Consider the following 23628-nt stretch of genomic DNA (forward strand, 5'->3'; position numbering starts at 1 on the left):
CGCGGTTCGTGCCAGGACCGCCGCCGGCCCGTGGTCAGGAACCCGGTTCGGATGCTGATTTGCGGGTGCAGATGTCTTGGTGGCTGGTCGGCACGGGCCGTGCGTGGCGCAATCTGCTGGATGAACATCTGCGCTTCGCGGGCCAGACACAGCCCCGCTGGCGGGTACTCGCCTGGGCGCGACTGCAGCCGGGGATTACCCAGACCGAACTGGCGGAACATATGTCCGTCACCAGCGCCACTTTGGTGGCCATCGTGGACGAGCTCGTCCGTCAGGGGCTGCTTGAGCGGCGTGAGAGCAGCACGGATCGCCGCGTCAAGAACCTGCACCTTACGCCAGCGGCGCATCCGATCATCGAGACGATCTCGCAGGAGGTGAGCGACATAAGGGACGCACTGCTCAGCGACGTCTCCCGCTCTGAGCTGGAGACCTGTCTCTCCGTCCTCCAGCGGGTTAGCCAGGCGATCGAGAATTATGGGCGAGGCGAGGGATAGAGCTCAGGTTGCTCCGTCGAAGACGGTCCCGGCATAGCGCCTCTGGCGAACGTCCCAACCTCTCCCCTGCACCGCAACCGCGATGCGATCAACCGCTGCCTGCTACCCATCCGCGAGGTGCGACACGACTTTGCCGTCCGATATCCATCTCGTGCGCCGATCCCCGCAGCGCCAGAACGAGATATGCACGGCTGGAAACCAGCGCAGCGAGCCCGATCAGAAATGATGTGTCTAAAGCAATTTAAGCGACACTTTTCTTGCCTTTGGCCCGGCGCATTGCGAACTTCATCCTCACGTGCCGCACGGTCGCGCATCTGCACACGCAACCGGACATCTTCTCTGTCAATCGCTTCGTCTTCGGTCTGCAATGGCGCTCTTCTTGCGATCGGACAGTCGAGCGCGTTGAGACACGGAGCGATATTATTCTGCAGTTGCTCCGTCCGCCAAGCGATCTTTGCGGCCGCGTAGTTCTTGTCGCGGTTGCTGACAGCCTTCGTGACAAGCGTGTGTCCATGGCAGCCTAGTGGCCTGGCTCCGCCCGGTGGAGCCAAGCAAGAATCTCGGCCCGATTTTCATCGAGGCGAGGCGGGACTTCGCCGACTTGAAGACCGGGTGTAAGGCGGAAGCCGGCACCGGGGTAGCGCACTGGTCCCGTAAGAGGTCCCTCGGGGATATCGAAGGATACAAGCGCATCCGGACGCGCCAGTTCGGCCGCTTCATCGACCCGGCGCACCATCCCGCAAGGGATGCCAGCTTCGCTCAATCCTGCTTCCCAGGCGGCCGCATCCCTTGTGGCGAACACCCTCTCCAGTTCCGCCTTCATGGCGTCGAAGTTGGCCCGCCGTGCTTCTGGCGTGGCGAACAGCGGATCAGTCAGCCAGTCCTCTCGTCCGGTGAACCGGGCAAGCGCGGCAAACTGGTTGGGCTGCACGACGCCGAGCGAAATCTGCCGCCCGTCCCTGGCTGTGAACAACGAAGCGGTGGGCAGGCCGCTATAGCCGGTATTGCCCATGCGGGACATCGCTTGCCCGGTCAGCAGATAGGGCGTCACGGCCGACGTCATGAAGGCCAGGCTGGCATCGAACATCGACACATCGATATAACTGCCGCCGCCGCCCTGCAGTCGCCGTACCAGTGCGGACAGGATGGCAAGTGCCGCGGTCTGGCCGGTCAGCGTATCGACAATGGGAAAACCGACGCGCACCGGCGGGTCACCCTCTTCGCCGCTCAGCATCATCATCCCGCTGGTCGCCTGCACGATATTGTCGATGGCCGGCCAGTCGCGTTGAGGACTGTCCTGCCCATAGCCGGACACCGAGCAAAAGATGATATCCGGCCGCAGTTCTCGAACTGCCTCGTAGCCAAGGCCGAGACGTGTGATGACGCCGGGCCGGAAGTTCTCCAGCATCACATCACACCGCGCCACGATCGCGTGGGCGATGTCGAGGTCGGCGGGATCCTTGAGATCCAGCATGATCGACTTCTTCCCTGCATTGGCCGCAATGAATGCAGGTGAGAGACCTTCAAAGCGCGGATCCGATCCGTAACTGCGGAAATTGTCGCCCTTGGGCGACTCGATCTTAATGACGTCGGCCCCCATCAGCCGCAACAGGTGCGACGCATAAGGCCCGGCCATCACATGGCTGAAATCGGCGATGCGGATGCCCGCAAGCGGTTGGGTCATGGTTTTTCCGGAAATTGTTTGCGAACGATCGTCCATGCGGGGTCTTTGCAAAGGCCGCAGGACGCCCCCGTGAAGAGTTGACCCGCCTTCGCGTCACGCTTGAGTTGCCAGTCGAGCCACGCCACCGCGATCCGGCCGTAGTCCCCGCCGTTCACCGCGCCGAACGTTCCGCCATGGCCCGTGTTCTTGTTGGCGTAGAAGACGGGCACATGATCAATGCGGCCCACATCGTCATTGCCGTTGGGATAGGCGATGTCGGTCGGTCCGCCCAAGATGTAGGCGACCGGTGTATGCAGCTTGCGCAGATCGTCCTTGGCGATCGAGACGCGGCTAAGGCCATTGCCTGGCCGGTTGTACACACCGCTGTTGAAGATAACGGCCGTGCGAATGCGCGGATCGGCAGCGGCGGCAAGCGCCTGCAGGCCACCGCAACTATGTCCCATCACCGCGATCTGCATGGTATCGATGTCGCGTCCGTAGGGGCTACCCTTCACCCAGTCGATTGCAGCGAGGAGCTGGTCCACTGAGGTTTCGTCCGCGGTTGCGGGTGGCGGCATGGGCGGCTCGGGTCCCCGCTCGGTCCCAGCGGTCGGTTGCGTCGATGGCTTCTCCCCTTTGGGCGCGCCATTGGCGATGACGATATAGCCATGGCTGGCGATCTCGCGCAGGAAGCCACTGGCCGACAGCCCGTCATTGCGGCAGCCACCATTACCCCACAGCACCAACGGCAGGCGTCTTTGTGGCAGCTTCGCCGGGCGATAGATGGTGTAGCCGGGCGCATCCGCTCGCCCTTCCGCAATCGCGGGCAGATCGCCTGTTCCGCCGGGAGCTCCGATGATGCCAGAAGGTATCTGGGCCGATGCGGAAGGGGCCTGCAGGATGGCAGCCAAAGCACAGAGCAGCGGCGCGACGTGCTTCATTGATTTCCTCCACACTGAATTTTGTCGCGACCCTGCACGGAAGCGCGTGCGGTGCGGAACGCCCTGAGACCATCAATGCCGAAGCGGGACAGCTCGCGGGCATTGCCCTCCGAATCGCGCAGATAGAGCGCATCAAACCGCGCCTGCTCCTGACGCGACACGCCATTGATCGTCACATGCTGGGCGCGCGCTTCTTCCAGTCCCTTTTCAAGCGCAGCATAGATCTCGCGCGCGAGCGCTGCTTCCCAGACCGCTTGCGACTCCTCGAGGATAGCCCGATCCTGCGCACTCAGCCGATTCCAGCGCTCCATCCCCATCGCCCGAGCAGGATAGGCGCCGCGTGGAATAGCGAGGTTGTTATAGTGGCGGGCGACCTCGGCGAAATGTAGCGACTTGAACGTGTCGCCAGGTGCGATGACGCCATCGATCACACCCTTCGCCATGGCCGAATAGACGTCAGCCATCGGCATGTTCACCGGATCGGCGCCGAGGGATTCGAGCACGCTCAGCAGCTCCGTCGGCGCGCGCAGACGCAGGCCGCGCAGATCGGCCAAGGAGTTCACCTGCCTGCTGGTGGTGACGACGCCGGCGAGCGATCCGCCCTGCACCGCCAGCACCTTGAGCCCTTCCAGCTCGTGGCCGATCTCGGGGTTCGCCGCCGCGATGCAACGATAGAGCGCAAGTTGGGATTCAATGCTGTCCGCACCGCCGTAGAAACCCGTCTGGATGCGGATGAGATGGGCGCCGCCGCGCGCGTAGATGGGCGTGATGAGCCCCACATCCGCGACACCGTGGCGCAGTTCCTCCATCGACATGTCGGACGAAAGCAGCGCCCCGGACCAGCTCGGCCGGATGCGGATGCGGCCGTGCGAGCGCTGCTCGACAAACGCCATCCACGCCTGATCCGCTTTGCTGAACGGATGATTGGGGCTGTAGGGCGTTGCATAAGTGAGTTCCGTTACGTCCTGCGGCACAGGCCGGGCGCAGGACGCCAGCAGCAGTAGTAGCGAAGGCAGGAACGCCCGCAGCCTCATGCAAGCCCCCGCTCGGCGAGGAAGCTGGCCACCGTCGCCACCATCCTGTCATGGTCCCAGTTCTTGGCATCCACCATGTCGGCATCAATGGTCAGCACCGGCACGCCTGCTGCCTCCAGCGACAGCGCGGTCAGCTTTGTGCCCGATTGCGAGAGGCGGTTGTCCGGCGGGAGCAACACAACGCAGGCGTCGATGCCGCAGCGCTCCGCCTCGCTGGTCATCCAGCCGTTCATCCACGGCGGCAGGTGCAGCACTTCGTTCATGGAGCAGATACGGCTGGCCAGCGCATCCATCGGCTCGCCCTGCAGCTCACGGATATATTGCGGCCCGGCGAACGGCATATACATCGACCAGACGAAGACCGCGCCGAGCCGTTCCTCCAGGGCCTGATAGAAGCCGGGGTCGTGCCACACACCCGCGCCGATCCACATGAGGCGGACCTTCTCGTTGCTGGCAGAGCCGGTGCCATTTGCGATGCGCTCCATCACCTCATCGCGGAAACGTTTGGCATGGGCGACCGCCCAATCCGATCCGCGATGCCATTGCGGGATCATCGTGTTGGGCATCTGCTCGGCGATCGACACGGGGCAAGGCCGCGCCCGGCCGATGGCCTGCGCCGCCTCCCAGATATAGCCCTCCTGCTCGTTGATCCGCTCCATCAGATAGTGGAGCTTCGCCTCGTCGAACTTTCGCCCGGTGCGGTTCTCCAGCAGGGCGATCAGATCACGCATCTCCGCGACCATCAGCGCGATACGATCGGCATCGTAGACCTGGCGCCAGTCGCCCCGGCTATGCTCGAACCAGCGCGGGTCCTTGTGCTCCCATGCCGGCGCCTCCATCGCAAAAAATTCGCTGCCTAGCGCCTGCGCCCATTGGCCGAAGACATGCTGAATGCAGTCGCAGGTCAGCCGCGCCACCAGCACAGTCGGCGTGGGCAGGCCTCCCCAAGGGGCGGTCTTAGGATCGTTCGCGAGCGTGCAGGCAAGGCCCAGCGAGCAATATTTGCAGCTATTCTCCGGATAGCCATGCCGGGCCATTACCTCAAAATACTGGTTCGAGAGCTGCTTTGCCGAAATATAGGCCGACCACCACTGGTTGGTGATGATCGGAATATCCATCACGTGGAAGATTTCGTGCGGCGTGTCGGCCTGCACGATGGCGAAAGGCTCGCCCTCATCCACGACCCGGCGCCGCAGATCCGCACCGAACTGCTTCTGATAGGCGCTGGCTGCTGCCGTGCAGGCCAGATCCTTGCGGCTGCGCTGCCCTGTTGCCCGCGTCGAGACATCCTGGCTCATTCAAAAACTCCTGCAGCGTCGAGCTGTGCGATGCGGGCCTCTGAGAGGCCGCAAATGTCGCGGGCGATGGCGTGAGCATGCTCGCCCATGCGCGGCGCGCGGAACGGCTCCAAGCGATCATGCGAAAATTTGATGGGGGTTGCGATGTGGCCGAATGCCCCAAGCAGCGGGTGGTCAAGCGTCACCAACGCGCCGCGCCCGGCAAGTTGCGGATCGTGATCGATCATGTCTTCACAATCCTGCACCACACCGCAGGCGATGCCGGCGGCCTGAAGCTCGGCCATAATGGCATGGTCGGCGCGTTGCGCGACCCACGCCGCGACGTCGCCGCCGGCAATGGCGTGGAGTCTGGCAAGCTCTGCTTCGTCCCTCAGGCTGATCGCCACCCATCGATCCTCGCCCTGCGCCTGGAAGACATCCTGAAAGAAAACAGCGGGATCCGCATTGCCCGAGCGCTGCGGGCACTCGCCGCGCCGCGCCGCCGCCAGATAGTCCCGCATCTGTTGCACGCAGATCTCGTACATCGAGGCATCGATATGACAACCAAGCCCGGTTTCGCGGCGATGCTGCAGCGCCGCCGCCACTGATCCTGCCATGACGAACGGCACGATGACGTCGCCATAGGGCACCGCGCCGGGGATGACGGGATCGCGGTCCGGATAGCCGGTGAGGAAGGTCCGTCCCGAGAGTGCGCCACCGGTCCCGTCGACACCCCATTCCTGCGCCAGCGGACCGGTCTGGCCGAACACGCTGCCCGACACCATGACGATGCCCGGGTTGCGCGCCGCCAGTGCATCATAATCGAGGCCAAGCTTCTTCATCGTGCCGGGGGAGAAATTCTCGACCACCACATCGGCCCAGTCGATCAGCGGATCGATGAGTTCACGCGCCTCCGGTTTCTTCATGTTCAGCGAGAGGCTGCGTTTGGAGCTGTTGAGATGCGCGAACCAGGGCTTGTCGTCCCAATTGCCTGGGCTGGACGCGGAAACCTGCACGTCGAGACGGGCAAGATCAGGCCGCGTGCGGCTCTCGATCTTCACGATCTCCGCGCCAAGATCACCGAGCGTCTTGGTCGTGATCGATCCGACCAGAGCCCAGGCGAAATCCAGCACCCGAACGCCCGCCAGCGGCCCCGGCCGCTCGCCGGTGTGGATGGCGGGCGCGGCAATGGCAGCGCCCTTGCGGATCGTCGCGAAGCGCTCCGGCAGGCCCGAAGGCGTATCGAAGAAGTGGCGCGCCGCCAGATGCGGATCGGCCAGCACATCGCCCGGCTCGTTCGCCACGCAGGCATTGATGCCGCGCCTCAGCCCTTCGGTCGCGATCTCATGCTTGGTGCGCGAGAGGAAGAAGGCGGCGATCGCTGCCTCCCACAGCGCCCGCGTGTCGGCCGGCAGCGTAGAGCGATTGTAGCTCAGCCAGTCCGTGCCGTGCAGCGGATTGGGGACACCGACTTCATCCATCCAGTCCGAGAGGGCCTGATTGGCGGGCGCGCCGAGCCGCCCGGTCATCAGCGAGTGGAAGCACCAGCCGTCCGCCAGCCGCCAGATGGCCCGCACGGTCGCTTTGCCATAAGCGAGCGCACCGCCCACACGCGTGAGCTTGCGCCGGTCGAACTGCCAGCACAGCACGCCGTTGAAATTGCGACTGAAGGCCACCTGCTGGATCGAGACATCGACATGTTGCCCCTTTCCGTGCGTGCCGCGCGAATAATGGGCGGCCATTGCCCCGGCCGCAGCCACCATATCCGCGTGGAAGGTGCAGGCATCCCCCGCTTCCTTCACCGGTGCCAGATCCGGCTCGCCGGTCACGCGGAGGGCACCTCCCATGGCAGAGGCCACCAGCTCGCCGCCTTTCCATTGCGACCGTGGACCACCCGAGCCGAAGCTGGTGACTGACACGTGCACGGCAGTCTCCGGGATGGCAATGCCCCCCAACCCCTCCAGCCCGATATCGTCGATGACGAACGATGCGCCCTCCACCGGACCGCCCAGCTCCGCCCCGATCGAAGCCAGGAAACGGGCCAGTGGCCGATCCGCCATGCCGCCCAGAATGGCGACGCGATGACCGGATAACGGCATCATGCAGACAGCTCCTTCAGAAATTGCGTAATCTCGCCGGCCGCGCCGTCAGTTCCGCGCCAGTCGCGCCGCGTCATGATGAGGTTGGAAATACCGGCCTGTGACAAGGCCTCACGCTGCGCGGGCAGATGCCAGATGCGCGCCTCATCCTCCTCCGCAAACCAGAGCACGACCGCCGAGGCGCCGAATGTCCGCGCCCTGTCGACCAGATCCGATGCGCGATCGAAAAAGGCGCGGCCGCTCTGCGAGCCGGCATGGAGCTGGCGCGCGATGGCGGTTATCGGATCGCCGCTCGCCTCCTCAACGGCCGCGCCCGGATCTTGCCAGGCATCCACCAGCGTCGGTCCGCATGCGGACCAGCGCGCCGCCTCGATGACGGCATGGAGACGGCGATCAGGCGGCGGCGTGCCAGCCAGCAGGCAACAACGCGCAGCCATGCCCGCCATCCCGCTGGCCGATGCGCGACGCCGGTTCGTTTCGGCGATGCCACGCTCCAGTGCGGGGGCATTCAGCCCCAGCCGATCGGCAAGCTGGCGGACAGCGGCCACCATATGCGCCGCGCTGCTCGAGCGGGCGATCCGCGCGACGTCGAAGATCAGCGGCTCGGGGCCCTTGACCTCTCCCTGTCTGCGTAGCTCGCAGATATAGTAATAGAGCCGTTGCGCAGCGTCGTCCGCTCGGGAGAAGATGACGGCATCGAAACTGTCCAGGGCCCCATCCGCCCAGTCCTGCACGATAGATCGCGCCCAGAACGGGAATTTGCTTTCCAGCCAGCGGTCGGCAGTGGGCATGGCGCGATCGACGTTCCAGGCCACCGGGCCGGAACAGGCGCCCGTCGCGGCGAGCAAGTCTTGCGGCAGATCGGGGCCGACATAAGCGATCATGGTCATTGTCCAAATACGGTGGGCAGCCACAGCACCATGGCCGGCAAGAGAATGATGAGCAGCAGGTGGATGAGATCGCTGGCAAGGAAGGGCATCACGCCCCGGAAGATGCGGCCGAGCGGCACATCCTTCGCCACGCCTTGAATCACGTAGAGGTTCATGCCGAGCGGTGGGTGGACGAAGCCGATCTCCATCGCGCGGGTGATGAAGATGCCGAACCAGATGGGCGACATGCCCACGCTCTCGACGATCGGGAGCAGGATCGGCGTGGTGAGCAGCATCAGCGCAAGGCCATCCAGCACCGATCCGAGCAGCAGCAGCAGAACCGCCACGACGAGGAGCGTGGGGATGGTGCCGAGGCCCATTTGCGTCACGCTGCTGCCTACCGCCTCGGTCAGACCGGTGACGCTGATGAAGACCGAGAAGGTGATCGCACCGATGATGACGAGGAAGATAAGCCCCGCCGTGCGCAACGTTTCCGAGAAGGCGCGGAACAGCACGTCACGGTTCAGGCGGCCACGCCAGGCGGTGATGACCAGCGCGCCAGCCGTGCCGATGGATGAGGCCTCCGAGGGACTGAACCAGCCCAGCACGATGCCGCCCAGTACCACGGCGACCAGCAGCAGCATGTCTGCGATCTTAAGCATCGCCCGGCCACGCTCGGGCCAGCTCGCACGCGCGCTGGCCGGGGCGATCGAGGGCTTCCAGCGGCAGAGCAGCCAGATGACCAGGCAGTAGAAGAGCATTTGCGAGATGCCCGGGATCAGCGTCGCGGTGAACAGCTTGCCGATCGATTGCTCGGCAATGATGCCATAAACGATCAACGCGCCGGATGGCGGCAGCATCTGGCCGAGCGTGCCGCCCGCCGCGACCGTGCCGGTCGCCAGGGCGTCGGAATAGCCGCGCTGGCGCATTTCCGGCAGGGCGACGAGGCCGATGGTCGCCGCCGTCGCCAGGCTCGATCCGTTGATCGATCCGAAGCCGGCGCACCCGCCCACCGACGCATAAGCGAGGCCGCCGCGCCGGTGACCGATCATCTTGGCCGCGGCATCGAACAGGTCGCCGCTGGCATTGGCGGAAAAGAAGAGATGCGCCATCAGCATGAAGAGCGGCAGCGTACCCAGCTCGTAGCGGGTCAGCGTCTCGACCACGACGACGCCCGCCTTGATGAGCGCCGCTTCCGGCCCCAGCACGATCATCAAGCCGCCTAAGCCGACAAGGCCGAGCGACACGCCGATCGGCAAGCCGGCCATGAGAATGGTCAACAGGATCAGCAGGCCGATAAAGCCTGTCTCGGGTGTGGCGAACATCATGAGCGGGGCCGCTCGGCGAGCTGGCGGACCAGCAGGACAATGACGACAACAAGCGAGGCATTGAGGAAGGCGCGCATCCACCGCCATGGCACGCCGACCAGTTCGCTCACTTCCTGGCTATTCCAGAGATCGGACGCGAGCCAGCAGGAGCCGGCGAGCAACCCTGCATAGAAGACGATCGAGAGCGCCGTGCAGGTGCGCTCGGCAATGTCGCGCCGAACGCCCGTCAGCCGATCGAGGATCAGATGCACGCGGGCATGGTTCCGGGCGATCGTCGCCGCCACGAGCGCCAGCGCTCCGGCGACCAGAACCGCGACCTGAACCAGCTCGATCGCGCCCTTGAGCGGCAGGCCGGTGTGCCGCCCGATCACGGCGAGCAGGTTCAACAGCGCGGCCGCGATCAGGGCGCCCCCCCCGATCCAGACCATGGCAACCCTGGCAGAATTCATGCGCCAACCTCTTCGACGCGACCGTCGGCCGCTATTGTGATGGCAGGCAGTCCCGCCTTTCGCGTGATACGCTCGACATAGGACCGGATGTCCGCCGCGCGGGCTGGCGAGGCGAGCACGGGCCGCCCCGGTGCTTCGACATCGACGGGGATGATGCCCACGTCCATCGCGCCGCCACCATGGAGACGGATGGTGCCGAGAAAGGCGTTCACCGCTTCAGGATGAAAGGGCGCGAGCGTGTAAGCCGGGTCCGGCTCGAAACCGAAGAGCTTGCGCCGCCGCTCCGCCCATTCCGCGCGGGCCGGATGATCCTGCGCCGGACTGAGCGCACTGGTGACGACGCAGCCATTGCCAAGTCCATGGAAAATCGGCTTCCCACGATAAAATTCGATACCGCGCACGATATGCGCATGGTGACCGATTACGACGTCCGCCCCCGCATCGATCGCAGCATGAGAAACCGCGCGTTCGTAAGGCGCGAGTTGCGCCGGTGTGTGAACGATACCCTTGTGGAGGGCCACGAGCACGATGTCCGCTTGCTGGCGCGCGGCCACGATATCCTCCCGCAAGGTCGCGACGGCCTCTGCGGTCAGCGTGGTGAGCGCAGCCGCCGGCGCAATCGGCGCGCCGTCTGCCGTATCGACCCGCAGAAAGGCGCAGCCGGCAGTATCCTTACCGGCCCAACTGTTTTCCGGGCCAACGCAATTATAGCTCAGCAGCGCGATCCGATGGCCACCGCGCGTCACGATCGCCGGCGCGCGAGCAGCTGCAAGCGTCAGCGCCGCGCCGGTGTGATGCACGCCTTGCGCATCGAGACTGGCCAGCGTGTCGGCAATGCCCTGGGGACCGCAATCGGCGATGTGATTGCCGGCAAGACTGAGCATCCCGAACCCTGCCTGCGCGATGGCGGCAAGATTTTCGGGCGGCGCACCGGGGGCCGGCACATCTCCCTTGAGTTCGGCGACACTCGCCGTGTGGGGCACTTCCAGATGCCCCACCGCGAGGTCGGCAGCGCGCAGGGCGGGGGCGATCCCGGCCAGCCAGTAGGCGCCATCTGGCTCATCCAGAACCAGATCGCCTGCCAGCACAATCGAGATCGCCTCCTTCCCCACGTTCGCTCCGCTCCCTTAGAAGGACTTGCGCACGCTGACGGCGAAGAGTCTCCCAATGGGATCGCTCGCCGTCGCGTCATAGCCACCGCCGCCATTGCCGTTGGGCGCCAGATTGACATAGGGGGGCGCAATATCGAGGACGTTGCGCACTTCCATCGCGAGCGTCAGCCCCTTCTCGAAGAAGCCGGTCGCCTGCGGGTCCCCGATGCGCCACGTCAGCGTCAAGTCGACAGGGGTGTAGCTCTTCACGGACTGCACCGGGTTGGAAAGGTTGTTGGTGTATCCACCAACATGCGTGGCCAGAACACACGCGCTCAGTGGCCCGTGATCCCAGGTAATGCTGGCTCGCGCCTTGAACTTGAGCGGATTGAAGATGACGTTGCGCCGGTCGACCAGCGGCGCGGCGGGCGTCACGGCGATGTTATACTTTGTGAGGTAGGTACCCGACACGTTAAAGAGCAGATGGTCGGCCGCACCGATGTCGGCTTTCCAGGTTCCGCTGAAGTCGATCCCGCGCGTGATCGACACGCCCAGATTCTGGCTGCGTCCGTCCACGAACAGCGTCACATTGGCCGGATCACCACCGGGGAAAGAACCTCCGGCGAGCGCGACGCCCTGGCTCAGCAACTGCTGCACCCGCGCCGCCGCCGCCGATCCGCGCAGGATGATGCCCGTGCCGGCATACTGCGCCTCGTTACCCAGGATGGTGAGGTTGGAGAGGTTGGCTAGCACCTGGTTTTCATATTTGACGTCCCAATAGGTGACGCCCAAACTCAGATTGGATGTCGGCTCGAAGTCCAAGCCGACCGACCAGGTGGTCGCCGTCTCCGGCTTCAGGTCCAGATTGGGACCGGAAAGCGCATAGCCCTGCAGCGGCGCACCGCCCGCCGGGTTCTGGTAGCTCTGGCCGAATATGTTGTTCGAGTTGCCGTAAATCTCCGGGATAGTCGGCGCACGGAACGACGTGCCGTAGCTGCCGCGCAGCTTGACGCCGCGCACCGGCTGCCAGTTCAGGCCGAACTTGGGGTTGGTGGTGCTGCCCACGTCACTATACTTGTCGTGGCGCACGGCGGCGTTGAGTTCCAGCCGCTCGAAACCGGGAACCGCGTTGTTCGCTCCAAAGATAGGGATGTAGAGTTCGCCATAGAAGGAGTCCACCTCGCGGCCGAAATGGCGGTAGGTAATCGGCGTCGTCGGCCCGCCGCGAGCGGAGCCAAGCGCGACGTTGAAATCCTGCCGCTCATAACCCGCCGCCAGCTTCACGTCGCCGCCGGGCAGCGCGAAGAGCGAGCCGTTGAGGCGACCTTCATAGGTCTTCAGGTGGCCATTGGTTGGAGCCAGGAAGATCTGGTCGGAAATCCCGGCCAGCACTGCGGCGCTTGTGCGACCACGGCTGTACGGGTCAAACGCCGTCGCGGGGTTGCTACTGGCGAGCGCAGCGTTCAGCGCGGCGTTATTGATGCCGTGATAAGAGCCTGAGAAATCATTGGTCTTGCCATAGCCGAACAGCACTTCGGCTTCCCAGTCATGGGGCAGCTTGGCACGAAGGCCGGGCGTGATTTGCCAGCTTTCCGCAGAACCGAACGAGTCATTGATCGGCACGCTGCTGCCGAAGTTATAGTCGAGTGTATAGCTGGTCCCGCTAAAGCCAGCGGGCCGCACGAAGAAGGCGTTCGTCTGCGGCACCGTCAGGCGCGCGTTGGAATAGGCGGAATTCCGGTAAAAATTACGCTTTGAATAGAAGCCGTCATAGAAGACGCTCAGCCAGTCGGTCAGGTCGAAGCGACCCGTGCTATTGAATGAGTCGTAGCGCTGCTCCGGAATGAGATCCTGATTGTCCAGCTCGTCGCACCTGTTGAGCGTGCCTGCCGCCAGCGATCCTGCCGTCGCTTGGGTCACGCCCCCCGCCGGGATGGCGTAGGTCGTACCGTTCGCATTGATGTTACCCGGCGCGCACCGCACGATCCGGTAATCCCCGCCGCCGAAGCCAGTCTGGTTACTGGTAAAGAAGCCGCGATCATCGCCACTCAGGTTCGAGCGCTCGACATGCTCGTAGGCGACCATGATCTGCCCGCGTTCAAACACCTTGCCAAGCGCGGCGCCCAGCGTCGTCTCATGGAAGTCGCCCCGCGACGATATGCCCGAGCGCGCGAACACCTCGCCGCCGTCGAGTGACCGACGGGGAATAAGATTCACCACGCCCGCGACCGCATCCGAACCGTAGATGGCGGATGCGCCGTCGGCGACCACCTCGACCCGCTCGACACCCAGCGACGGCAGGACCGACGGATCGATCGAACGGCTGTTGTTGGTCACGCGGTGCCCGTCGATCATCACCAGCGTCGCATAAGGCCCGATGCCGCGCAGGTTCACCGAGTTGCCATAGGTGATGTTGCCGCTTCCGCCCGACTGGCCACGCGAATTTTCCGAGACGCCGAGGTCGAAGACCTGCGGGATTTCCTTAATCATGCGATCGACGGTGACCGCGCTCGAGGCCTCCATCTCAGCCCGGCCAAGTGTGGTGACCGTCGACCCGACCGGCGCTTCGCCGCGCACGCGGCTGCCGGTGATGACGATGTCCGGCGCTGCCCCCTCCTCGTTCTGCGCCACCGCCATCGCGGGCAGAGCCAGTGCCATCAGGCTGCTGCCCAGCTTCAGTGCCGTTCCTAGAGTGATCCCGCCTTTATAATCCTTGCTCATCCCAACCTCCCTCGCCGCCCCTGCGGCTTTTATGTTTAATCGACGTCTCAGTTCGCGACCGGCAATTTGACCCAGGAGCCGCCCGCGCTGCCCCGCTCGACCGTGAAAACCGGGGCGGGAGTCTGTTGTATTTCCTTGAGATTGCGCTGGCGGGGGTCCGCACCGGCGATGGTGACGCGCAAACGCGCGCCAGCCGGCACGATCCGCGACACCGGCGTCAGATCGATCACCAGATTGGCCTGCTGGCCGACCGGGAGAGGTGCTACATCTGCCTTGCGCCCTGAGTGCCAGGGCAGACCCTTGACGTCATAGGGTGCCTTGCCATTCTTGCGATGCGCTAGTGCCAGCCGGCCGAAGGCCACGACCTCCGCCTGTCCGTCGGCCGCCACCTGATCCAGATAGACGAAAACATCGGCATCGGGCTTGTCCGCCGAGACGCGCAGGTTCACGACCGGATAGCCGATCAGCTTGAGCGGCTTGTCCAGCGGGGCGCTGGTATAGCTCAGCCCCTTGTCGTCCATGGGCTTGGCCCAGAAGGCAAAATAGTCTGCGCCCGGCAAATCGTAGCGCACCGTGAACTTGTCCGCGCCCGCGCGATCCGGCTTTGCACCGAGCGTTCCGTCATTCACCGATCGCGCGGTGCCACTGCGACCGCCGTTCAGGAACCACTGCATTGGCGTGACGTTGGCACCCGGCAACGCGTCGGAGCGGGCATAGCCACCTTTCCCGTCCAATCCCTCGACCCAATAAGTCGCACGCGGCTCCTTCTCGATGCCGTTGTCCGCGCCTTTGAGATAATGATCGAAATAGCGCACGACTTCGCCAGTGAAGTCGAATCCAGGCGGCGGCACGCAGTGGCTGCCAGGCCCCGCGAGAAATTTCGATCCCTTGAGGTTCGCCGCGCTTAAGAGGGACTGGGCCGTTGGCTCGTCATGCCAGTTGCTCCAGAAATAAGTGGCGATGCCCGCCCGCTGGATCGCGTCGAGATAATTATAGACGCCCACTTCCTCCCAGAAGCGATTTCCAGTGAAAGAGGAAACGCTGTCGCGATAGGGCATACCATACCAGAGCGCGGCCATCGGCGTGTTCTGGGCATGCTGGGCAACGGCTGATTTAAGCTGCTGCCCGTCCGCATCGCCATCGACCGGGACGCTCGCCAGATCGTCGCGCAACGGCTCGTCCGGCCGGGTGTTGAACTGTGCGGTGATACCGCCGCGCCGCACGAAAGCATATTTGTCGAGGTCCGACGCGCCGATGAAAACCGCCTTGAGCGCCGGGGGCGCAGTGGTTGCGGTGTGAAATGTTGTGCCCCCCAGATAGGAGCATCCGATCATGCCGACTTTGCCGCTGGCAAAGGGCTGGCGCGCCAGCCACTCGACCAGTTCATGGCCATCTTTCGCCTCGGTGCGGTCCTGAAAACCCCGCCGCGCGCCGAAGGACGCGCCCTTGCCGCGAATATCGGCGACGGCGACCACATAACCGGCGGAAATCAGAGAGCGCAGCGCCAGGCCATCCTCCAGCGCGACTTCCTTGACCGCGCCGTCCTTGTCCTTGAAACGGGCGCGATAGGGCGTGAAGACGAAGATAACAGGAAGGCGCTTCTCTTCCACCTTGCCGTCACTGGCCGGTCGATAGATATTGACGGCCAGCTTCGTCCCGTCCCGCACAGGCACGTAGAGCGAGCTGCGTTGCACATCTGCATAGTCTTTAGCCGGACCCGGCACGGCTGCCGTAATAGCAGCCAGCACCCCGATCCATCTAACCGCCCGCATCCCCGCTCTCCTATTGTTGACAATTTCATCAGCGATCAACCCACCGGATGCAATCAAAAAACAGATGACAATATTGTTGACAATATTGTCAGGAGATTAGACGCTCCTAACATGAACGAGCAGTTGGACAAGCGGGCACCCTCGGCCGTCGAGGTCGCCGACTGGGTGCGTGACCGCATTCGCACAGGCCGTTTTGTGCCCGGCCAGCGGTTGGTCGAAGTGGACATAATCCGGCAAACCGGCGCTAGTCGGTCGAAGGTGCGCGAAGCGTTGCAGCGGCTGGAAGGCGAAGGCCTGGTGCTGATCGAAGAATTCCGCGGGGCATCCGTCCGAAGCACCAGCCTTGAGGAAGCTGCGCAAATTTATCGGGCGCGTCTTGCATTAGAAGGTATCTGCGCCGCCGACTTCACACGAAATGCTTCGGATGAGCAGAAGCACCAGTTGTGCATCGTCCAGGAGCAACTCGACAAATGCGTGAACGATCGGGCGCCGGATAAGTTTGGGCGGCTGAATATCGAGTGGCATCGACTCATTGTGGAAGGCTCTGGCAACACGGTTATTGCCGAGTTGCTCAAACGCCTGAATGTTCCCATTCACCGAATGTTGTTCGAGAGTTTCTACGATGAGGAGCGCCTGCGTACCGCAAACGCGGACCACCAGAACATGCTGCGCCTCATTTTGGCCGGAGAGGCCGATGCGGCCGAAACGGCCATGCGCAGCCACATCGGTGACGGGTTCAAAACACTGTCAAAAATCGAGAGTGAATTTTATCGGTGAGGGTCGTGAGTGCGGTGCTCATCGATTGTCAGCAACGGGCCACTGACAGAATCGGCCTAACCCGCGATAAATCCAGGGCGCGAACCTCAGCGCTGTTCCTCTGCGCCATCCTCGATCGCGCTTGAGGCGCTTGCGGCAGCGCGTGCATCGGCGAGCGCCTTCCTCGCCTTGCCGGCAAAGGAGGCCTTCGGGTCCAGCGTCAGGGATCGTTCCAGCAAGGCAATCGCTCGCGCATGATTGCGATCCCGACCGTGCTTGCTCTCCAGATTGGCTTTCCCAAGCATGAAGCAGCTTTCCGCCTCCCCGAGCCCGCACGCCTTGTCGAACATGTCGAGCGCGCCGCTATGGTCTTTACGGACTCCCTGGCCCCGGTGGATCATCATCGCGAGATTGCCGCAAGCGCTCGCGTCGCCAGCTTGACACGTCTTCTCGAACAATTCTGTCGCCCGAGCATAGTCACGCGGCCCGCCGAGGCCGTCCCGATAGAGAACGCCGAGATTATAGCATGATTTGTCATCGCCCGCGTCGCAGCCTTGCCGGAACAGGCGCGCGGCTTCTGCATGATTCCGGCGCAATCCCTTGCCCAGCGAATAAGCAGCGCCGAGGTTCATGCATCCGTCGGACGATCCCTTGTCGCAGGCTTGCCTGAAGAGAGCAGCGGCGCGGACGTCATCCTTCGTAACGCCATCCCCGCGAATATAAGCGAGGCCGAGGTTCGAGCATCCGGTGGCATCGCCGCTCCGGCAGGCATAGGCATAATAAGCGGTGGCTCGGTCCACCGACAGGGCAACGCCCTGCCCCTGCCCATAAGCGAAGCCGGCCATGGTGCAGCTTGCCATATCACCAAGATTGCACGCCTTGCCGGCAAAATAGGTCGCCCGCACCAGATCGCGGGCGACACCCCGGCCTTCACGGTAGCGCTCGCCCAGTTCGGCGCAACTGTCCGCATCCTCTCCGTCACAGCGCGTGACAAGGTCCGGCACGGAGGTCAGCGCGTCCTCTTGTGACGCCTCCATTTCTGGTGGCGCTTGCGTTGCTGTCGCGACTTCCTGCGCCTGCGCAGGAGGCACCACGGAGGCGATTGCCAGCGCGAGGACGACCATGGGCCGCAAGGCCGAGGTCATCCGCCTTGTCCCTCGGCGCCGTCCCGGACGAGCTGTGCGCGAAAGCGGAGCGATTGCGGCGTAGCCTCAAGCACGTCGATCATGAAATCGCCGATATGAACCGTCTTTTGCGCTCGCGGAAAGCGCATGGGTTGGCCGGAACCGGCATGCGCGAGGTCGTCAATGCTGTAGCCGCGCTTCTCGAACACCAAATCGCCATTCTGCACGCCCAGATAGGCAATGTCGTAAATCTGCCCGACCACATCCGTGTCATAATCACTGGCGATGGGGATCTGCACACCCTTGGCATAATCCCGTGGTGGAACGACGGCATGTCCCGCCCGCGTGGTCTGCGGCGTGCCGAAGGTTTCAACGCCGGGCGCCTTCGAGCGAATGACCGGCACCTTGGGATCAAGGCGCATGCGTTCGTGGATTGCCGCCGGGCTTTCCGACGCCTGGGTGTCAGCGATCAGGGCTTCGGCAAAAGCGACTTCGTCGATCTGCAGGGGGAAGCCGTCACTCTGCGCGCGATCCGCGGCGCAGACGAACTGCAATTGCGCATCGCCGATCGTGTCGGGCAGGACGGCTTCGGTCGGAAAGCGCACCGCGGTCTCGTCGAGCCGTTGATCCTCCGCGTCATAGCGCATCGCCATATCCCAGCTTTCGGTGCGCTTCTTGCAGTCGGTCACCATATAGGCGCGGATGAGGGCCGCTGGATCATTGGGATCGCGGATCACCTGGCTGGCCTGATACCGGACGATATCGCCCTCACGCTCGATGGAGCCCACATCCACGAACAGAACCCGGTCCGCACCCTGTGCCACGAACCACCATTGCGAGGAGCGCGCCTGGGCGGCCATCGGCGCCAGCGCGAGCAGGCCGCATAGCAACGTACCGATTTTGCCGTTCAACAGCTGTCCTTTCCTCATGGTCATTTGCCGGGCGATTCCGCCTCTGGCGCGCCTAGCGGCTCAATGGATTTGCCGTCCTTGGTACAGGTAAACCGCGACGCGCGCAGGGGCGGTTGCACGCTCACCGCATCTGCCCGCCAGATTTGCCCTTGCTCCGGGCTGGACGTCATCGCACTGCGGTCGATACGCATGCCCGCCTCCGGCGCCAGCTCTTCTTCGAAAAACCGAACGCACTTCTGAACGGCGCTATCCGTGATCCCGGCAATCACGACCTCATCTTCGCCGATACCGGCGGGCAGCATACCGGCGACAGGATCTGCCCTCACCACATCTTGCGGTGGGGCCGCGGCAGCGACCAGCATTGTTATCATGAGCATAGGATGAGACCTCTACAAGCGGAAACAGGCTCTTGTGGCCACCGATGCGCAGGATATGAAACTGTTTTTCCCAATCGATCGTCCAGCCGTGCGACGCTGCCGTTGGCACGACGGTCGACGGAAACACGCACACCCTACTTCGGCCGCCAGTAAGGTGCCGTGGTTGCGTGGGCACGCATGAGCAGCAGCCACCCTGCGCAACTAGCGGATCGGCGTTAAGACCGGAGGTCCGGTGCATGGCCGATCTGTACTATCATTCTTGCTCAGATGCTAACCACCCGGCCACTGGCATGCCCTTTCGACAAGATGCACTTTTGAAGATACCAATGCCTAAATACTTATATTATTTCGGAATAATCTGACAATTTTAATTGTCGCAAATTCGAAATCGGCGAATTTTAATCGCCATTTAAAAAACTATACGCGCCGCAAGGGGCCACACTCAGAGGTCGAACCTACTCCACCGTCACGCTCTTCGCCAAATTCCGGGGCTGGTCGACATCCGTGCCCTTGAGCACCGCGACGTGGTAGGCGAGCAGTTGCACGGGTACGGCATAGACCATCGGCGCGATGAGGGGGTGGACCTTGGGGAGTGCGAGCGTCGCGAGGCAGCCTTCGCCGGCGGCGGCGATGCCCTCCTCGTCCGAGATCAGCACGACCTTGCCGCCGCGGGCCTGCACTTCCTGCATGTTGGAGACGGTCTTCTCGAACAGCGGGCCTGAGGGCGCGATGACGATGACCGGCACCGCCTCGTCGATCAGCGCGATGGGGCCATGCTTCATTTCACCCGCCGCATAACCTTCGGCATGGATGTAGCTGATTTCCTTGAGCTTCAGCGCACCTTCGAGGGCCAGCGGATAATCGGTGCCGCGCCCCAGATAGAGCACGTCCCGCGCGGGCGCGATGTGCGGCGCGAGGGCCTGGATCGCCTCGTCCTGCATCAGCGCCTGATTGATCGCGGCAGGGGCCTCGGCCAGATGGCCGACGATCCGCTGCTCTTCCGCGCGCGTTAGCCGTCCCTTGGCGCGGGCGAGATTGGCCGCGAGCGCGGCGAGCACGGCAAGCTGGCAGGTGAAGGCCTTGGTCGAGGCGACCCCGATCTCCGGCCCGGCATGGGTCGGCAGCAGCAGGTCCGCCTCACGGGCCATCGAGCTGGTCGGCACGTTGACGACGACGGCGATCTTCTGCCCTTCCGCCTTGGCATGGCGCAACGCCGCGAGCGTATCGGCCGTCTCGCCAGACTGGGAGATGAACAGCGCAAGGCCGCCCGCCTCCATCACCGGCTCGCGATAGCGAAATTCCGATGCGAAATCGAGATCGACGGGCACGCGCGCGAACTGCTCGAACCAGTATTTGGCGACCATACCGGCATAGAAACTGGTGCCGCACGCGACAATCGTGACACGGCCGATGGCCGAAAGGTCGAAGTCCGGGATCGGCAGGGAGAGCGTGTCGTCGATCCGCCGGAGGTAGCTGCGCAGCGTCTGCGCCACCACCACGGGCTGCTCGTAAATCTCCTTGAGCATGAAGTGGCGATGATTGCCCTTGTCGATCATCGCACCGGACACGCCGGAGATGGTGACCGCGCGCTCGACGGGATTGTTGGCCCGGTCGAACACCTGCGCGCCCTCGCGCGTCACCACCACCCAGTCGCCCTCGTCCAGATAGGCGATGCGCTGGGTGAGCGGGGCCAGCGCCAGCGCGTCCGACCCGAGATAGGTCTCGCCATCGCCATGGCCGACCACCAGCGGCGAGCCAAGGCGCGCACCGATCAACAGATCGGGATGGCGACGGAACAGGATGGCGAGCGCGAAGGCACCGTGCAGACGGGGCAGCACCTGCTTCACGGCGTCCTGTGGTGAAGCGCCCTGCTCGACCAGCTCGCTCACCAGATGCGCGACCACCTCGGTATCGGTCTCGCTGGCGAACACCCGCCCGCGCCCGATCAGCTCATCGCGCAACGCCTTGAAATTCTCGATAATGCCATTGTGGACCACCGCGACTTCGTCCGTCGCATGGGGGTGCGCGTTGCTCGTGGTCGGCGCGCCATGGGTGGCCCAGCGGGTATGGGCAATGCCGGTCGCGCCCGCCAGCGGCTCGGCGGCCAGCACACGGGCAAGATTGACGAGCTTGCCCTCGGCCCGCCGCCGCTCGATCCGGCCATCCACGATCGTGGCGACGCCGGCGGAATCATAGCCGCGATATTCGAGCCGCCGCAGCCCGTCGAGCAGGCGCTCCGCAACATCCTGCGTGCCGACGATGCCGATGATTCCGCACATGGGGTGAGCCTTCCTTGAATTCAGATCGTGTAGGGGATGCGGATGCCCGGCATATTGGCCGGGAAATCCCTGCTGTTGCGCGTCACCAATATGCGCCCGCTCAACTGGGCCGAAGCGAGAATGATGGCATCGGGCAATTTAAGCGAGCGGCGCTGCTGCCGAAGCGAAGCGGCCCGCCGCCCCACTTCCTCGCTCACTTCCGCGATCGCGAAAAGATCCAAAAAGCGCTCCGTCTCGGCATGGAGCCCATCCGGGGCGCCGGCCATGATCTCGATCCAGCTGATCCGGCTGATCCACGGCCGACGGGCGCGCTGCAGCTCCGCCCACGCCTGCGGGCGTTCATGAAGCGCGTCGATGAGAATATTGGTGTCGAAGTAGAACTCGCTCACGGTTGAGGTGCGCCCTCGGCGCTCTCCCAATCCCGATCCCACTCGCCACGGGCGCGACGTTCATAGGCCAGCCCATCCACCGATGAGCCATGCTGTGCCCAGAGGCCGAAAAAACGCTCCACTCCCTGCATGGACTGGGCGGCACGATAGCTGCTGACGGCCTCGCGGAGGATTGCCGCGCGGGATGTCCCCTGCTGCGCGGCCTGCTCCTCAAGCCACTTCACATCGTCGTCGGAAAGGTCAGCCAGGAAGCGCATGATATATTGATATCATATCGTGATATCATGTCAATGTGCGCCTCGGCCACGCAAGAAAAGAGGGCGAACCACATAGCTGGCCGCCCTCTTTCCTATCCCAACTGCCCAAATGCACCCGGAGGCGCATTCCCCACGGACAGGTTCGGCTCGCACCGATAAGGATCGATGATCAGCGCTGCACTCCCCACAACCGGGCAAAGCCGATTGCGTCCCACGAAGGATCGCTGCTCATCTGCTGGGCTCGACCGTCTCAAAAATGCTGCCCGGGCGATTGGACATTTTCGACAATCGCACAGAAATTTTCCTCGGTTCGTCGATAAAATGCCACCGGATGGCAGGGACCTCAGCTGTCTTTCTTGTGCGCCGCACTTTTCTTTTTGCGCATCGCGTCATGGAAGCGATCGGCCCAGCCCGGCTTCACAAACTGTTCCGCGCGGACCAAGCGTAGCTCTCCGTCCCCGACATCGCGCGAGACGGCGCTGCCTGCCGCGACGATGGCATCGCGGCCGATCCGCACCGGCGCGATCAGCGCGCTGTTCGAGCCGATAAAGGCGCGGTCGCCGATCACCGTTTCATGCTTGAAATAGCCGTCGTAGTTGCAGGTGATCGTGCCGGCGCCGATGTTCACGGCCTCGCCCACCTGCGCGTCGCCGACATAGGAGAGATGGTTGACCTTGCTCCCCGCGCCCAGCACGGCCTTCTTGATTTCGACGAAATTGCCGACCTTGGTCTTTTCGCCCAGCCGCGCGCCGGGCCGCAGCCGCGCGAATGGCCCGACCGAGGCATCGCGCCCGACATGCGCTCCCTCAAGATGACTGAAGGCATGGATCGTCGCGCCCTCCTCCACCACCACGCCGGGGGCGAAGATCACATTCGGCTCGACGGTCACGTCGCGGCCAAGAACGGTGTCGTAGGCGAAAAACACGGTCTCCGGCGCAACCAGCGTCACACCGTCGCGCATCGCTTCCGCGCGCCGTGTCTGCTGCCAGCTCGCCTCGACCGCCGCCAGTTCTGCCCGGCTGTTCACCCCGGCAACCTCGTCCGCGCTCGTTTCGATGACCGCGCTCGCCCGCCCGTCTACGGCAGCGAGCATCACGATATCCGGCAGATAATATTCACCCGCTGCATTATCATTGCTGACCCGGTCGAGCAGCGCGAACAGATCCTCGGTGCGCACGGCCATCAGGCCGGAATTGCACAGATCCTCGGCGCGCTCGGCCTCGGTCGCGTCCTTATATTCGACCATTTTGCCAATGCGTCCATCGGCAGTGGCGATGATGCGGCCATAAGCGGCGGGGTCGCGCGGGCGGAAGCCGAGCACCACGCAGGCCGGCGCATCCTCCTCATGCAGGCGCGCGATCATCGCGCGCATGGTCTCGGCGCGCACCAAGGGCACATCGCCATAGAGAATGAGCACATCGCCCACAAAGCCCTGCAACGCCGCCGCGCTCTGCGCCACGGCATGGCCCGTACCGAGCTGTTCGGCCTGCACCGCAATGTCGATCCCGCGACCGGCCACGGCAGCCTCCACCTGCTCGCGCCCGGCGCCGACCACGACGATCTGCCGTGCCGGATCGAGCGCGCCGGCGCTTGCCAGCAGATGCAGCAGCATCGGGCGGCCAGCGAGCGGATGCAGCACCTTGTGCCTGGCCGACTTCATGCGCGTCCCCTGGCCGGCAGCAAGAATGACAACGGCAAGCGGGCGGTTGATCGGATCGGGCACGGGCACTCTCTTGTTGGCGAGATCGAGGGGCGATCAGGACAGGGCAGGCAAGCCTTGCCATGTTTGACTTGATC

Annotated in this window: 20 protein-coding genes; 2 read left to right on the forward strand and 18 right to left on the reverse strand. The window is 63.9% G+C overall.

The genetic code is table 11. From position 1 onward, the window contains the following. The first annotated feature begins 71 nt into the window (after positions 1–71). A complete protein-coding gene (locus M2332_RS05015) occupies positions 72–494 on the forward strand; it encodes a MarR family winged helix-turn-helix transcriptional regulator (protein ID WP_264573207.1) in 423 nt (140 codons plus the stop codon). 520 nt (positions 495–1014) lie between these two features. Here M2332_RS05015 and M2332_RS05020 read toward each other — a convergent pair. Genes M2332_RS05020 through M2332_RS05070 form a run of 11 tightly spaced genes read right to left on the reverse strand, consistent with a single transcriptional unit; the run spans position 1015 to position 15738 of the window. Next, positions 1015–2178 (reverse strand): CaiB/BaiF CoA transferase family protein, encoded by a 1164-nt coding sequence (locus M2332_RS05020; RefSeq protein WP_264573208.1) that lies wholly within the window; start codon positions 2176–2178, stop codon positions 1015–1017. Next, a complete protein-coding gene (locus M2332_RS05025; RefSeq protein WP_264573209.1) occupies positions 2175–3098 on the reverse strand; it encodes a hypothetical protein in 924 nt (307 codons plus the stop codon). The genes M2332_RS05020 and M2332_RS05025 overlap by 4 nt, the downstream gene beginning before the upstream one ends. Continuing rightward, positions 3095–4132 carry a TRAP transporter substrate-binding protein DctP gene (dctP, locus tag M2332_RS05030; protein WP_264571398.1) on the reverse strand — a complete coding sequence of 346 codons (1038 nt, stop codon included), beginning with the start codon at positions 4130–4132 and terminating at the stop codon, positions 3095–3097. Before dctP ends, M2332_RS05025 begins: the two co-directional genes overlap by 4 nt. After that, positions 4129–5430 (reverse strand): 2-hydroxyacyl-CoA dehydratase subunit D, encoded by a 1302-nt coding sequence (locus tag M2332_RS05035; RefSeq protein WP_264571399.1) that lies wholly within the window; start codon positions 5428–5430, stop codon positions 4129–4131. Before M2332_RS05035 ends, dctP begins: the two co-directional genes overlap by 4 nt. Further along, positions 5427–7511 carry a CaiB/BaiF CoA-transferase family protein gene (locus M2332_RS05040; RefSeq protein ID WP_264573210.1) on the reverse strand — a complete coding sequence of 695 codons (2085 nt, stop codon included), beginning with the start codon at positions 7509–7511 and terminating at the stop codon, positions 5427–5429. Before M2332_RS05040 ends, M2332_RS05035 begins: the two co-directional genes overlap by 4 nt. Continuing rightward, positions 7508–8398: a hypothetical protein gene (locus tag M2332_RS05045; RefSeq protein ID WP_264573211.1), complete on the reverse strand. Its 891-nt coding sequence runs from the start codon at positions 8396–8398 to the stop codon at positions 7508–7510. Before M2332_RS05045 ends, M2332_RS05040 begins: the two co-directional genes overlap by 4 nt. Continuing rightward, on the reverse strand, positions 8395–9705 hold the full coding sequence (locus M2332_RS05050) for a TRAP transporter large permease (protein ID WP_264573212.1): 1311 nt from the start codon (positions 9703–9705) through the stop codon (positions 8395–8397). Before M2332_RS05050 ends, M2332_RS05045 begins: the two co-directional genes overlap by 4 nt. Further along, entirely contained in the window at positions 9702–10154 is a 453-nt protein-coding gene (locus M2332_RS05055; protein WP_181560754.1) for a TRAP transporter small permease subunit, read from the reverse strand. The genes M2332_RS05050 and M2332_RS05055 overlap by 4 nt, the downstream gene beginning before the upstream one ends. After that, on the reverse strand, positions 10151–11266 hold the full coding sequence (locus M2332_RS05060; RefSeq protein ID WP_264573213.1) for a CapA family protein: 1116 nt from the start codon (positions 11264–11266) through the stop codon (positions 10151–10153). Before M2332_RS05060 ends, M2332_RS05055 begins: the two co-directional genes overlap by 4 nt. Positions 11267–11281: 15 nt before the next feature. Next, entirely contained in the window at positions 11282–13966 is a 2685-nt protein-coding gene (locus tag M2332_RS05065) for a TonB-dependent receptor plug domain-containing protein (RefSeq protein WP_264573214.1), read from the reverse strand. A 47-nt stretch (positions 13967–14013) separates the two neighbouring features. Continuing rightward, the gene (locus M2332_RS05070; RefSeq protein ID WP_264573215.1) at positions 14014–15738 is read right to left on the reverse strand and encodes a CocE/NonD family hydrolase; all 1725 of its coding nucleotides are present in this window, start codon (positions 15736–15738) and stop codon (positions 14014–14016) included. A gap of 111 nt (positions 15739–15849) precedes the next feature. On the opposite strand from M2332_RS05070, the gene M2332_RS05075 reads away from it, so the two are divergent. Next, on the forward strand, positions 15850–16515 hold the full coding sequence (locus tag M2332_RS05075) for a GntR family transcriptional regulator (RefSeq protein WP_264571406.1): 666 nt from the start codon (positions 15850–15852) through the stop codon (positions 16513–16515). An 86-nt stretch (positions 16516–16601) separates the two neighbouring features. Here the strand turns inward: M2332_RS05075 and M2332_RS05080 are convergent, their stop codons facing one another. The 7 genes from M2332_RS05080 to glmU all read right to left on the reverse strand — a co-directional run bounded on the left by M2332_RS05080 (position 16602) and on the right by glmU (position 23491). Continuing rightward, positions 16602–17639 carry a tetratricopeptide repeat protein gene (locus M2332_RS05080; protein WP_264573216.1) on the reverse strand — a complete coding sequence of 346 codons (1038 nt, stop codon included), beginning with the start codon at positions 17637–17639 and terminating at the stop codon, positions 16602–16604. Continuing rightward, entirely contained in the window at positions 17636–18529 is an 894-nt protein-coding gene (locus M2332_RS05085) for a hypothetical protein (RefSeq protein ID WP_264573217.1), read from the reverse strand. The genes M2332_RS05080 and M2332_RS05085 overlap by 4 nt, the downstream gene beginning before the upstream one ends. 20 nt (positions 18530–18549) lie before the next feature. After that, positions 18550–18891: a hypothetical protein gene (locus M2332_RS05090; protein ID WP_264573218.1), complete on the reverse strand. Its 342-nt coding sequence runs from the start codon at positions 18889–18891 to the stop codon at positions 18550–18552. Positions 18892–19361: 470 nt separating this feature from the next. Next, entirely contained in the window at positions 19362–21185 is a 1824-nt protein-coding gene (gene glmS, locus M2332_RS05095; RefSeq protein ID WP_264570816.1) for a glutamine--fructose-6-phosphate transaminase (isomerizing), read from the reverse strand. 20 nt (positions 21186–21205) lie between these two features. Further along, positions 21206–21574: a type II toxin-antitoxin system VapC family toxin gene (locus M2332_RS05100; protein ID WP_264570817.1), complete on the reverse strand. Its 369-nt coding sequence runs from the start codon at positions 21572–21574 to the stop codon at positions 21206–21208. Then, positions 21571–21831 (reverse strand): ribbon-helix-helix protein, CopG family, encoded by a 261-nt coding sequence (locus M2332_RS05105; RefSeq protein ID WP_264573219.1) that lies wholly within the window; start codon positions 21829–21831, stop codon positions 21571–21573. Before M2332_RS05105 ends, M2332_RS05100 begins: the two co-directional genes overlap by 4 nt. A gap of 343 nt (positions 21832–22174) precedes the next feature. Then, positions 22175–23491: a bifunctional UDP-N-acetylglucosamine diphosphorylase/glucosamine-1-phosphate N-acetyltransferase GlmU gene (gene glmU / locus M2332_RS05110; protein WP_264573220.1), complete on the reverse strand. Its 1317-nt coding sequence runs from the start codon at positions 23489–23491 to the stop codon at positions 22175–22177. Between the last annotated feature and the right edge of the window lie 137 nt (positions 23492–23628).

Source organism: Sphingobium sp. B11D3A (assembly GCF_025961695.1).
Taxonomy (GTDB): domain Bacteria; phylum Pseudomonadota; class Alphaproteobacteria; order Sphingomonadales; family Sphingomonadaceae; genus Sphingobium.